Source organism: Segatella maculosa OT 289, assembly GCF_000243015.1.
Classification (GTDB): domain Bacteria; phylum Bacteroidota; class Bacteroidia; order Bacteroidales; family Bacteroidaceae; genus Prevotella; species Prevotella maculosa.
Genome location: NZ_JH594500.1, coordinates 158,578 through 173,117, shown reverse-complemented (window position 1 = coordinate 173,117; position 14,540 = coordinate 158,578). Strand labels below are relative to the sequence as shown.

Below are 14,540 nucleotides of genomic sequence, written 5' to 3'. Positions count from 1 at the left end.
AAAATAAAGTTTCATACGGATGAAAATAGAATTTCATACGTATGAAAATTTCACGGCATACGGGAGGAATTTTTTCAGCATGCGGGAGGAAGAAAATTTCCTTGCGGGAAGAAATAAATTTTCTCCCGTATGAAAATAAATTTCTTTGCGGGAGAAAATAAATTTATATACGGGAAGAAATAAATTTTCTTGCGGGAGAAAATTTACGGGCATACGGGAGGAAATTTTACGGCTTACGATAGTCTGTGACTGCTATTGTGAACCGCTTGAATGAATATAGGGACGCACGACGCGTGCTTCCGCTCAAACAAACGTGTATATATGCTTTCAATCCATCTCGGACGGACGTACAGGCCGAGCGTCCCTACAGCCCCGAAACAGTGTGGCAATGAATGACGAGCGTCTACTTAACATCGCCATCGCACAATAAATCGGTGTTCACATGCGTTATGAAATTATATTAAAAAGAAGATTAAAGAACGAAACAGAACAGTATGATAGAATATATCAAAGGGGAACTGACCGAACTTACGCCGGCTTTGGCCGTTGTCGAAGCTGCAGGTGTGGGCTATGCACTCAATATATCGCTGACCACTTACAGTGGCATTCAAGGTAAAAAGGAGGTGAAACTCTATGTGCACGAGGCCATCATGACGGGCGGACGCGACGATAGTTTCACGCTTTATGGCTTTGCCGGCAAGCAGGAACGGGCGCTTTATCGGCTGCTTATCACGGTTTCTGGCGTGGGAGCCAATACGGCTCGCATGATGCTTTCGTCGATGAGCCCGGCCGAACTTTGCAATGCTATCGCCAACGGCGACGATAAGATGATCAAATCGGTGAAAGGCATCGGACTGAAAACGGCGCAACGCATCATCGTTGACCTGAAAGACAAAATCATGGCGGCCGGTATAGCCGACGAGTTGCACGTGGGCAGCGGAAAGGTGGGCGCCATCGTGAACAATGCCGTGAAAGATGAGGCCGTGGCCGCATTGACCATGCTTGGCTTTTCACCTGCGCCGACGGCCAAGGTTGTTGTGGCCATTCTCGAGAAGCAAGCCGATTTGCCGGTAGAGCAAGTGGTGAAAGAGGCTTTGAAGCAGTTGAAATAAGCACGAATTTCGTTCATTGAGTGGGAAAAAGGCATACGCATTATTGGGCTTTCTGATGGCATTTGTCATCAGCTATGCTTTTAGTATGCCCTTTTATCAGCATGGAGTCGTCGGCTCGCAAGGGCATTCGGGGGGACAAGAACGGCCTCGAAAGCCTGAAAAAGACACCGTTTCGTCGCCGAAGAAGCCGCTTTGGCGCGTCCAACGCACGTTGCCGGTGACGTGGCACGACCTCGACAGCAGTACGCTCGACCTTCAAATGCCGCTCAATCTGCGCCGGCAAGTGTTCTATAATGACACGCTCGACAGTTATTTTCTTGGCAAACGGCTTGGCGGAACCTATCTTGCTGCGCCCATCATAATGTCGCCCAAGGAGTATTTAGACTGGAGCGGGCGGCAGCAGCAGCATGCTTTTTTCCGCAGTAAGAACACGGAAATCTACGAAACCAAAGGCAAAGAGAAGTTTGATTTCAGCGATATGCACTTCGAACTCGGTCCTGCCGAGAAGTTGTTCGGGCCGGGCGGCGTGCGTATCCGAACGCAGGGAACGGCCGAATTGAAGTTCGGGGCCACAATGAAGAATGTGGATAATCCGGCATTGACCATCAACCGGCGCCGCACCACAACGATGAACTTTGATGAAAAAATCAATCTCAATGTCAACGGCAAGGTCGGCGACAAGGTAAACATGAACTTGAACTACAACACCGATGCTACCTTTGACTTTGACGCACAGAACCTGAAGCTGAAGTATGAAGGAAAGGAAGACGAAATCGTGAAGCTTGTCGAGGCAGGCAATATTTCTTTTCCTTCAAACTCGTCACTTATCAGTGGTGCCACGTCGTTATTCGGCCTGAGAACCGATTTGCAGTTTGGCAAACTCAAGATGCAACTCGTCGCATCACAGAAGAAAAGCTCGTCGAAAAGCGTTTCCGGGCGGGGTGGGGTACGGCTTACGCCTTTTGATATCAGGGCGACCGACTACGAAGAGAATCGCCACTTCTTTCTTTCACAGTATTTTCGCGACCGTTATGCCTCTGCCATGCGGCAATTGCCTAATCTTACGACGGGAATTCGCATCAATCGTGTGGAAGTTTGGGTGACTAACAAGACGGGAACGACCAGCAACACGCGTAATATCGTGGCACTGACAGACCTTGGCGAGAACGTTAGGGTGAGCAATACGCATCTTTGGAGCACATCGGGCATGGTGGTGCCTGCCAATGCCGCCAATACCGAGTACGCCGCAATGACGGGAGCCTATGGAATGGCTCGTGATATAAATCAAACCTCGACGATACTTGATGGTGCCGGACTGACAGGTGGTGCTGATTATGAGAAGTTGGAGAGTGCGCGGCTGTTGAATGCTTCCGAATATTCGGTCAATCAGGCTTTGGGCTATGTCAGTCTCATCACAAGTATCAATACAGATCAGGTTGTGGCTGTGGCTTATGAATATACTTATGGAGGGGTGACCTATCAAGTGGGAGAGTTTGCGGGTGACCGCACTGATGTGAAAGAGGCTTTGTTCGTGAAATCGTTGAAGAATACCAGCAATAATCCTTCGCAAGGCAACTGGAACCTGATGATGAAGAACGTGTATCGACTCAGCGACACGGTTGAGAAAGAGAAATTTCGTCTTGATGTCAAGTATCAGAGTGACACGACCGGAGTTTATCTCAGCTATATCCCGGAACCGAAAGTAAGGCAACAGCCGATTATCAAGCTTCTCGGAGCAGACCGTCTTGACAATAACAACCGCCCAAATAGCAATGGCTATTTTGACTATGTGGAAGGTTACACCGTAAATAACGGGAGGGTGTTCTTTCCTGTAGCGGAACCTTTCGGGCGCGATTTGTACCGTGCGCTTGTCGATAAAGGGGTAACAGCGGCTGTAGCCCGTAAATATGTTTTCACAGAACTCTATGACAGCACGAAAACTATAGCCGGACAAATTGCGGAAAAAGATAAGTTTAATCTTGTGGGCCGCTTCAAAGGTTCTTCAGCCAACGTTATTTTACTTGGAGCCTATAACATTCCGCAAGGCTCAGTGGTCGTAACTGCAGGTGGTATGCGGCTGACGGAGGGGACAGACTACAGTGTGGATTACAGCGCAGGCGAGGTAACTATACTCAATCAGAGCATTCTTGATGCCGGAACGGCAGTCAATGTGTCGCTTGAAAGCAACAACGACTATGGTATGCAGCGCAAGACAATGTTGGGTATGAATTGGGAATACGACTTCTCGCGCAACTTTCAATTGAGCGGAACGCTGCAGCATTTGTCGGAACAGCCGCTCACCAATAAGGTTAAGATGGGATCTGAGCCACTTAATAATACGCTTTGGGGATTGAATATCAATTGGAAGAAAGAGAGTCAATGGCTTACGGACATGTTGGATAAGTTGCCTTTCCTGCATTTGACACAGCCTTCACAGATAAGTTTTACAGGCGAATTTGCCCAACTTATTGCGGGAAGCAACACCGGAACACAAGATAATGCTTCTTATCTTGATGATTTCGAGAACACCACCGGCAAGATTGATGTCTCTACACCTACGTCATGGATCATATCCAGCGTGCCTTCCATGTTTCCGGAAAGCAGAGATAAGACCACATTGGCAAGTGGTTTCAATCGTTCGTTGTTAGCATGGTATAATATAGATCCGCTGTTTACGCGTCGCAGTAGTTCGCTTACGCCTGCTCATTTGAAGAATGACTTGGAACAACTTTCCAACCATTATGTGCGTGAAGTGGCAACACGTGAGCTCTTTCCCAAGAAAGATTTGAATAATTACAATGGTTCTTCTTCAACATTGAGTATTCTTAATCTTGCTTATTACCCGAATGAGCGTGGCCCTTATAACTTTAATCCCGACCTTAATCGTGACGGTTTGCTTTCTAATCCTGTGAAACATTGGGGAGGATTGATGAGAAAGCTTGACACCAATGACTTTGAGCAGGCTAACATTGAGTATGTTGAATTTTGGTTGCTGGATCCTTTCATCTATTCCAAGCGGAAGCCCAATGCACATGAGTATGGAGGAGACTTCTATCTGAACTTTGGCGAAGTGTCTGAAGACGTGCTTCGTGACGGAAAGAAGTTCTATGAAAGTGGTATGTCTGTAGATGGTTCGCAGCGTTATACGACAACACAATGGGGAAAGATACCGACTTCGAGTACGGTCACCTATGCTTTTGCTACTACCAAGAATGCACGTGCTTTGCAAGATGTGGGATTCAATGGACTCAATGATGAAGAAGAACGTGCTTTTCGCTCCTATCAGAGCTTCCTCACTTCCGTTCAGGGAAGAGTGAGTGCGGCGGTGTGGGATTCCATCTATCGAGATCCTGCAAATGATGATTACCATTATTTCCGAGGTTCTGACTATGATCAGATGAGAGCCGATATTCTTCGGCGTTATAAATATATCAATAATCCGCAAGGTAACTCGCCGGATAGTGAGTCAAGTAATGAACGTTACGACACATCATACAAGACAATGCCTGATGTGGAGGATATTAATCAGGACTATACACTTAATGAATACGAGAAATATTACCAATACCATGTTTCATTGCGTCCCGAAGATATGGTGGTTGGCAGCAATCATATTGTTGACAAGCGTGATGCAAGCGTGAAACTGCGCAATCGGAAGACCGAGGAAGTGACGTGGTATCAGTTTCGTATTCCGCTCAGTGAATATGAAAAGCGGGTCGGTTCAATCTCCGGTTTTACGAGTATTCGCTTCATGCGTATGTTTCTTACGGGATTTAGGCACCCGATAGTGTTGCGTTTTGGAAGCCTTGATCTTGTGCGTGGTGACTGGCGTGTCTACGAACAGAATTTAGATAGCAGAGTCGGTTCGGGAAAAGTGGCTGTCAGTTCAGTCAGTATAGAGGAAAACGGTGATAAAAGTCCCGTTAATTACGTCTTGCCTCCGGGGATTAGTAGGGAACAAGACCCGACACAGCCACAGCTTGTGGAAAGTAACGAACAGGCTTTGAGCTTTAATGTGCATCACTTGAGTCATGGCGAGAGCAAAGCTGTGTATAAAAACACTGCAGTTGATTTAAGACAGTATAAACGTTTGCAGATGTTCGTACATGCAAATGCATTGGAACAGAACACAACACAGCTGGCCGATAACCAGTTGGCGGTTTTTATACGCTTCGGTTCAGACTATAAGAATAACTATTATGAGTATCAGATACCATTGAAACTTACTTCGGCAGGCAAATATAACCTCTATTCGCCATCGGACCAGGCCGCCGTTTGGCCACAGGAAAATATGGTTGATATCTCATTAAGCCTTTTAACCGACTTGAAAAAGCAGCGTAATATGGCCAAAGCTGAAGGGAATGCGAGCTTTACACAAGCGTTTACGGCCTATGATAGAGGGCATCCGGCCAATCTGATTACGGTGATGGGCAATCCTTCTTTGGGTGCAATAAAGACGATGATCATTGGTGTGAGAAACCTTTCTGCCGACATAAAAAGCGGTGAAGTATGGGTCAATGAGTTGCGTCTGAAGGAATATAATAATAAAGGAGGCTGGGCTGCCAACGGAAATCTAAATGTTCAATTGTCAGACCTTGGAACTGTGAACGTGCAGGGAAGATATGTTAGTGATGGTTTTGGTGGACTTGAAAGTACGGTTGCCGACCGTATGCAGGAAAGTCAGTCACTCTACAGTGTGACAACAAACTTGGAACTGGGCAAATTCTTTCCGGATAAGGCTAAAGTTTCTGCACCTTTATATTATTCGGTCAGCCATGAAACAAGTCGACCGCGTTACAACCCTTTAGATACGGATATGACATTGAAAGATGCTTTGCAATCAGTTGCAAAGAACGAGCGTGATAGCCTTGAGTCTATTGTTGTGACAAAGCGGGTCAATACCAATCTGTCACTCTCAAACATGAGGGTAGGTATTCAGACAAAGACGCACCCTATGCCTTATGACCCGGCCAATTTCTCGTTTTCCTACAGCCATTCTCACAGTCATACGAGTGGTGAAACCACCGTTTATGAAAATGAGGATAACTGGCGAGGTGCAATAAACTATAATTGGTCACCAGTCTATAGGGCATGGGAACCATTCAAAGGCATCAGGAACAAGTCGAAATGGTGGGACATTTTTCGGAAGTTCGGCTTCAATTGGTTGCCACAGAATGTTGGTTTCAACACGGAGATGACTCGTAGTTACTATGAACTTCAGGAGCGGGATATGGAAAATCTTGAGGCTAATCGCCTTCCAGTGACTTTCAATGAACAGTTTTTGTGGAATCGTGATTTCATGCTTCGTTGGGATTTGACACGCAATTTGCATATGAATTTTCAGAGTGCAACGCGCTCACAAATAGAGGAACCCTACACACCTATAAATAAATTGCTTTATGCCGACCGTTATCAAGCTTGGAAAGACTCGGTATGGACGAGTATCAAACAGCTGGGAACGCCACTTGATTATCAACAGACATTTACGCTTTCTTACCAGCTTCCGCTGAATTTAATCCCTGTTTTTGATTGGATAAATACCGATGCGCAGTATAATGCAAACTATACTTGGGTGAGAGGAACGGAAACCGAGAACCATATCAGCCTTGGAAATACGATAACAAACAATAGGAATTTGAATTTGAATGGCAGTTTTAATCTGGAAAGGCTCTACAATCATATTCCGTTTTTGAGGAAAACCAATGAGCGATTTAATCGTAGTGGATTATCTGCCCCACAATCTTCTGCAAGAAAGAATCGTCGGTCTGATAACAGAAATTTGCAGGCTTTACCTAAGAACAAAGATGCATTTGAACGGGAAATCATATTACGTTCCGACACGACAATAATCCTTGAACATGCTAAGCAAAGCCGACGAATCGTGGTAAATGCCCGCACGGAAGACGGTCATCAATTCAAATTAAGGTTTAAGAAAATTGATGATAACAGAATCCGTATAATGAATAAGGTCGACTCTGCACTAAAACTAAAAGTCACGGTCAATCTGAAAGCACCATTGGAGAAACAAGGTTGGTATCGAACGGCACAAACCATGGCGCGCATATTGATGATGGTGAGAAACGTCAATATCAGTTATCGTAACCAATATGCCATGACCTTACCGGGCTTCATGCCTAACATAGGAAAGGCATTCGGGCAGACTCGCGGTGGCGGATTACTCTCTCCGGGACTTGATTTCGCATTCGGCATGATTGACGACTCGTATATTGACAAGGCACTCAGCAGGAATTGGCTGTTGATGAACGACTCCATAGCGACACCTGTGGCCGCTACCTTGACAGAAGACATTCAACTACGGGCAACCTTGGAGCCTTTCCGTGACTTCAAAGTTGATTTGAATGCGACCCGTGTCGCAACCAAGGCCCGAAGCATACAATATATGTATGCCGGAAAGCCTACGACGCAAAGCGGGACTTTCTCTATGACAACTATTTCCTTGGGAAGTGCATTCGAAGGAATAGGTAATGCAGGCAATGGCTATCGTAGTAAGACCTTTGAAAGGTTCTGTAACTCGCTTGATGCTTTCCGACAACGCGTGGAGAATCAATACCGTGACGCTACATACCCTGCAGGAACAAGTTTGGCCGGTCGGCCGTTTAATGCTGCAAATGGTACAGTTGAACGGTATAGTGCCGATGTGATGGTGCCAGCTTTCCTTTCAGCCTATACGAATATGGGAGGAAACAGCCTTGGTATTTTCCCTTCATTGCTTAAATTGCTGCCCAACTGGTCTGTACGTTACAGTGGATTGGTGAAGCTGTCATGGTTCCGAGATGTGTTTCGCAGCTTTAATGTCAATCATTCTTACAAGAGCATCTATACTGTCGGGGCTTATTCTTCGTTCAGTAGCTATCAGGAATATATGAACGGGCTTGGGTTTATCAATGATGCCACAACCGGGAACCCCATTCCCTCAAGCATGTTTAATGTTTCAATGGTGAGCATCAATGATGCTTTTTCTCCACTCTTGGGGGTTGACATGACTTTTAAGAGTGGTATGACGGCCAAGTTGGAATACCGTATGGTGCGAAGCTTGAATCTCAGTATGACGAGTGTCCAGATGAATGAGGCTCGGAGTAAAGACTGGGTTATCGGGTTGGGTTACCGATTGAATGATTTTAATCTCTTTGGTCTCGGTGTCCGTCGTAAGACAAAAGGCCACAAGAAAAATGCAAATGCCGATATGCAGCAGCCTACGACAGAGAAAACGCACGGGGGGGTAAACCATAATTTGAATCTCAACCTTGATCTCAGTTATCGCAAGCAGGCTTCGCTGACGCGCGATATTGCCACTGTGACCAGCAATGCGAGTAGCGGAAACTCCGCGTTTAGATTAAACTTCACGGCGGATTATACGTTTTCTCGCATGCTGACAATGAGCTTCTATTATGACTTTCAGAGCAACACGCCACTGTTAAGCAGTAATAGTTACCCCACATCTACACGTGACTTCGGATTGAGCGTCAAATTCTCATTGACACGCTGATGAATATTTTATAAGATAAAGCTAAATGGACAAAATAAGAATTGAAAACGCAGCGCTCCATCAGGCATCAACCATTGCCTCCTTGGTGATGTTGGCCATGAATCATGACTGTTGCCAATATTTCGCAGGCCCTCATCACACGTTGGATGACTTTCATCAAATGTTGATAAGACTGGTGAAACGGCGCGATTCACAGTATTCCTATCAGAACACGTTGGTCGCGCTGGCCGGGGAAGACGTTATCGGGTGCTGTGTGAGTTATGACGGTAGCCGGTTGCGTGACCTGCGCCGTGCTTTCTTAGAAGAAACACGGGATAGTTTCGGCTTGGACTATTCGCATATGGCTGATGAAACGCAGGCTGGAGAACTGTATATAGACACTTTGGCTGTTAGCGTCGGCTATCGCGGGCAAGGCATTGCGACCTCCTTATTGCAAGCTACTTGCGAAAAGGCCGCGGCTCTCCATCTGCCTGTTGGCTTATTGGTTGACAAAGGAAACCCCAAGGCAGAACGTCTTTACAAGAGTTTTGGCTTTCGCTACGTAAATGATGCTGTGTGGGGCACTCATCCCATGAGGCATCTACAGCGTTGCGATGACGGATTACCAGTTAATTATAAGGACAACCACAAAAACAACCTTACTAATGAATTGGGTTAATAGGGATATTGTGCTAATGGAAACATAGTCCTAATTGAAAGGGGAGACATCATTAATTCGAATAGCCCACGACCCTAAATAAAAAACGACGTCCCTAATTAAAAATAGGAACGTCGCTAATTGAAAAGAGCACAATGTCTAATATGGATTATCTCCCCGTCTGATTGAAAAGAGAGGAGGAGATTATCGAAAGCAGACGGCTACCGCGCTTTCAGATAAAGGTTGACGTATTGATAATTAGCCTCGGCCTTGCGGAGCAACGTCCCATCAATCTGATTGACGGACTGCTCGTCGAACGTACCGTCGGAGAGTGGACGGACGGTGAACTGTCGAACATTGCGCACCGGGGAAAGTACCGTCAGGCGGTTGGCCTCATAATAGCCCAAGTCTTGATAAGTGGCCATGAAGGCGCGGGGGCGGAACGATGGGGCGAGAATGTCTTTGCCTGTAAAACCGACCTCGGTGCGCAGATGTAGCAGTGAGAGCACTGTGGGCATGACGTCTATCTGCGAGCACACCTTATCTATATAGGCAGGCTTGACCAGCTTCGGTGCATACACGAGGCAGGGGATATGGTAGCGGTCGATGGGCAACGAAGTCTTACCTGCACTCGAGGCACAATGGTCGGCGATGACCACGAAGAGCGTATTGGCAAACCACGGCCTGCGCGCTGCCTCGCGGAGCAGCTGTCCGATGGCATAGTCGGTGTAGCGTACGGCAGCCTCTCGTGTATGTGGGTCGCCGTCAATATGTATCTTTCCCGCCGGATAGGTGTAGGGACGGTGGTTGCTCGTGGTCATGATCTGTGCAAAGAAAGGCTTTTTCTGTTTTGCATCGGCATCGAAGACACTGAGACTCTTGTGGAAGATGTCTTCGTCGCACACACCCCAGATGTTAGCAAACGTGATGTTTTCGGGCAAAATGTGCTTGCGGTCGATGACCTCGTAGCCATTGCGGCCGAAAAAGTTGCCCATATTGTCGAAATAGCTGTCGCCACCGTAGAAGAACTGCACGTGGTAGCCGAGCCGTTTCAGCACCATACCCACGGAAAGATTACCCATGTTGTTCTGTTTGCGCTTGATGATACTTTCGCCTGAACTTGGCGGAATGCAGAGCGATAGGGCTTCTAAGCCACGCACCGTGCGGTTTCCTACGGCGTAAAGCCGGTCGAATACAAGGCTTTTGTCCATCAGGCTGTCGAGCGTGGGTGTGAGATTCTGCTTGTTCCCATAGCGCGTGAGGAAGTCTGCGCTCAGGCTCTCCACCGTGATCAGCACGATATTGGGCCGGTTGCTTGCAAGACTGTCGCCGATCGTCTTGCGCCCATTGCTGTCCAAGCCTGCCTCACGACGGTAAATGGCCCGCGCTTCGGCTTCGGGCAGCATGGGATAGAACTTGTCATAGTCCAATTTGTTGCTTTGAAAGGCGATGCAGAAGTCGCAAATGCCATTCTGTTCAAGCTGTGTAACATACTGATTGTCGCTCTGCAGGGCGTGGGTTGCCCAAACTATGAGATAACCGAGCAAGACAAGGACCGTATAGCAGCCCAGATGCACGGCCAGTAGGCGCGGCGTATAGAGCTTGGTCAGCCGGAAACGCGTCTTTCTGGAGTTCCAAAAGACAATCCCCACCGTGGCAACGAGTACGCCGATGAGAAGCGGAACGACGGCATAGGACTCCAAAATATTGCCTATCACCTCGTTGGTATAGACCAGATAGTCCACGGCAATGAAGTTATAGCGCACGCCGAACTCCTGCCAAAAGATGACTTCACCCATCGAGATGAAAAGAAACAAAAAGACATAAAGTCCCCATGTGGCGTAGAGTGTGACCTTGCGCCAAGTATCTCGTAGCCGTGGAAGCAGGAAGCGCAGCGTGAAACTGAAGAGTTTCCAACTCAAGAACGCCTTTGCGATGAGGGGTGCACCGCCTCCGTATTCATCAAAAATAGAATGACAGCACAGCGTATAAAGCAGTCCTGCCAAAAGAAGAAGCTCAATGAACCAACCGCCGACCTTGGAATACTTCCACTCGTTCAAGCCCAAATAGACGAAGAGCAGCGGAATGAAGAGCAGAAGTCCCGTTCCAAAATCAGACAAGACGCCTATACTCAGAAGCCGAAGAATGCTTCCGAAAGTATAAGAAGCGTCGTCGGGAGACAGCACCATCAAGACAATCCTGAGCAAGAAGCCCACGACAAGATACAGTCCAAGGAATTTGCTCATCATTACATAGAGCGGATTTCGTTCAATCGTTTTCGTGTTCTTTTTCATATTGGTTTTAATTTTTCGGCGACAAAGTTACGATAAAAATCCATATATCAAGACTACGGGGACGATTAAACGTTAAAAAGGCATATAAATCCATGTACCTTTCTGACCCTTTGTCGCCAAAATTCAAAAAAAGAATAAGAAAACATAAAGCTCGGAAGACGTTTATGCGCTTCTGTATTTATTCTATAACTTTGCAATCATGCAAACCCATCGCAGAAACAATACGGAGAACGAATGAAGAAAAAGCTTTTCTTTCTGACAATGATGGCGGCCATGACTGCAACGCCAGCCATAGCACAGCGCAACGGCGTAGTTCTTGACATGGAAACTCGCCAACCTTTAGCGGGCGTAAAAGTCTACACGAACACCAATAAGATGTATATGACCGACCGACAAGGCCGTTATTCCGTTGCAGACCCGGCCTCGCGGAGCGTTACTTTCTCGCATAGTCGCTACGTAAACCGCACGGTCAACCTGACAAACATCAAGGATACGGTGTTGCTTTTGCCTAAAGCCATCACGATCAACACGGTTGTTATCACGGCAAAAGCACCCAGTGTCATGAGCAACAGCCCTATAAACCTGAAGACACTCTGGGGCAATGATCCACTCAGAGGACCCTCTTCACCCTCCGGAATGGATTTTCTCTGGTTCTTAGGAAAGCGCAGTAAGGTGCCGGGCAAAGTCATGAAGAAAGCCCACGAGGCTGTGGAGAAGTACACACCCGACCCAATTTCACCAATCAAAGACAATGAAAAATCAGAGACATTACCTTGAACAGCAGGTCAAGATGACCGCTGCTATCGGCCGACTGAAACGACATAACCGCTATTTCATCATGGGCGAAATAGCCCTTTTCATGCTAATCATCGCCTCAATTGGCGTTTTTGCCATGACAGCATGGAGCAAATCAGGCCTTCTGATGGCTGTTGTTTGCCTTTCAGCATACCTGTTTACACGCTTTTTCGACAACAAAAATGCAAGCAACATCAAGCAAACAGAGCAGTTACTTGCCGTCTATACGCACGAATTGGAAGCCATTGAGGGTAACTATTCAGCCTTTGACAGCGGACAAGAATTCGTGGATTATCGTCATCCTTTTACCTTTGATCTCGATGTCTTCGGGCAAAACTCACTCTTTGCACGCCTCAACCGCACGGTCACTACAGGCGGTAAGGCCCTGTTGGCACGCAATCTTTCATTCGAAGAGATACAGTTTCAGCCCGAGGAAATCCACTACATGAGCCACAAAGTCGACTTCATGGATAACTTCCAAGCCTTGGGAAAAGGGAGAATCATCGACACCTTGGCCATGCTTTCCTTGCAAAACGAACGCTCGGAAGCCTCGTGTCCACAATGGTTTTCCACGCGTTGGTCGCTTATCGTGGCCTCTCTGATGCTCTGCCTGCTGCCTTTACTCATCATTCTTTCACTCTTCGGACTCATTGAAGGCAATGTTCCTGTGTTCTATGCCACCCTGCAATTCTTCATCGTTTACCTTGTCTGCAATGCCGCAACCCGCCACATTGCCAAGCGAACCGCCAAGATTCACCGCGAAGCAGAGGGCTTTCGGCAACTCATCAAGCAATGTGTCAGCCTCAACGACCTGCCACTTTCCCTGCAGAAAGAGGCCGACACACTGCGCAATGCACAGCAACAAGCTGCGCTATTGACAAGCATTATCGACCGACTTGACCGCAGAGGAAACATCTTAGGACTGATGATTATCGACACGTTTGGGCTGAACGACTATTTCCTTATACGCGAATACCTACGTTGGGAACATGATTTTAAAACACAAATTGCCGCTCAAGTCAAGGCATTAAGCCATATTGATGCTCTCGTTTCGTGGGGACGTTTCGCCTATAATCACCCGGAAACCACCATGGCAGAAGTCACTACAGATCATAATGTCTATCTTGAAGCAAAGGATATCGGCCATCCTTTTCTCGGAACAAAAGCCGTTAAGAACGACTTTTCGATTGAAAATGGCAGCTATACCATCGTGACCGGGGCTAACATGGCGGGTAAAAGTACGTTCCTAAGAACCATTGGTATCAACTATATCTTGGCCAGAAACGGTGCCCCGGTGTTTGCCAAAAGCATGCGAACCTCGTCATTCAACCTCTTCAGCAGCATGCGCACGACCGATGATTTGGCAGGAGGCATCTCGTATTTCAATGCAGAATTGCGCCGATTACAACAGCTCATACGCTTCTGCAAACACCCTGTTTATGCGCAAGGGAAGCCTGCAGACAGTCCGTCTACGCTCATTATCCTCGACGAAATATTGAAAGGAACGAACTCACTCGACAAGCTTAACGGCTCAAAACTCTTCTTGGAAAACATCTGTAAGCTGCCCGTTACGGGCCTTATCGCCACACACGACCTTGAACTTTCAAAGCTTGCAAACGAATATCCCAGCCGTTTCAGCAACTATTGCTTTGAGATTGAGCTCGGAACGGCAGTCACCTATTCCTATAAAATCACGCCCGGTGTAGCACGAAATCAAAATGCAACGTATCTGTTGAAAGGCGTATTGAAAGAGATAGAGGGCCTTTCGACAGTGCAATCACAAGGAGAAACAGCCGGAGTTGTAGGCTAAATCACCAGCTGTTTTATTCTTTTGAATGTGGGAAACCCTTCATTTTGTCTGGCCCTATTCCTTTTCTGAATTAACAAAAGTAGCCTGACGACCCTGTATGGTTGCACATATTAGCGTATAAGTTGTACTTTTCTAAAAAACTTTACAAATGGCCTCGTCAAATTTGTGTATTTGAACAAGGACTTTCACTCGCTACAAATATACGCCGTATTTCAGAAGCTTGCAATTCGTTGATAACCAGAATGCTGTAAAATCCAAGGCAAAATCTGATGGAAAGCCATGCAAAAAGTCACGTCATCTGCGCCAAATGATGACGCCATCTGTGCCATTATGCGAGGTCAGGTCGGTCACATTGCACGGTAAAGTGACTGAGATAGCGAGACAA

General features: G+C 46.9%; 6 protein-coding genes. 5 read left to right on the top strand and 1 reads right to left on the bottom strand.

All coding sequences use genetic code 11. The features are described 5' to 3' along the window. Positions 1–494: 494 nt before the first annotated feature. The 3 genes from ruvA to HMPREF9944_RS00560 are packed head-to-tail and all read left to right on the top strand — an operon-like array spanning position 495 to position 9,277. Positions 495–1,112 (top strand): Holliday junction branch migration protein RuvA, encoded by a 618-nt coding sequence (gene ruvA, locus HMPREF9944_RS00570; RefSeq protein ID WP_008563712.1) that lies wholly within the window; start codon positions 495–497, stop codon positions 1,110–1,112. A gap of 55 nt (positions 1,113–1,167) precedes the next feature. Further along, positions 1,168–8,619: a T9SS outer membrane translocon Sov/SprA gene (gene sov / locus HMPREF9944_RS00565; RefSeq protein ID WP_008563711.1), complete on the top strand. Its 7,452-nt coding sequence runs from the start codon at positions 1,168–1,170 to the stop codon at positions 8,617–8,619. Positions 8,620–8,644: 25 nt separating this feature from the next. Further along, positions 8,645–9,277, top strand: a complete 633-nt coding sequence (locus HMPREF9944_RS00560) for a GNAT family N-acetyltransferase (RefSeq protein WP_008563710.1) — start codon at positions 8,645–8,647, stop codon at positions 9,275–9,277. Positions 9,278–9,477: 200 nt separating this feature from the next. On the opposite strand, the gene HMPREF9944_RS00555 is transcribed toward HMPREF9944_RS00560, so the two are convergent. Next, positions 9,478–11,550, bottom strand: coding sequence for an LTA synthase family protein (locus tag HMPREF9944_RS00555; RefSeq protein ID WP_008563708.1), 2,073 nt, complete (start codon positions 11,548–11,550; stop codon positions 9,478–9,480). A 234-nt stretch (positions 11,551–11,784) separates the two neighbouring features. On the opposite strand from HMPREF9944_RS00555, the gene HMPREF9944_RS00550 reads away from it, so the two are divergent. Further along, positions 11,785–12,327, top strand: a complete 543-nt coding sequence (locus HMPREF9944_RS00550; protein ID WP_008563706.1) for a carboxypeptidase-like regulatory domain-containing protein — start codon at positions 11,785–11,787, stop codon at positions 12,325–12,327. Beyond that, complete coding sequence (locus HMPREF9944_RS00545; protein WP_008563705.1) at positions 12,302–14,155, top strand: MutS-related protein; 1,854 nt, start codon at positions 12,302–12,304, stop codon at positions 14,153–14,155. The genes HMPREF9944_RS00550 and HMPREF9944_RS00545 overlap by 26 nt, the downstream gene beginning before the upstream one ends. Positions 14,156–14,540 lie beyond the last annotated feature (385 nt).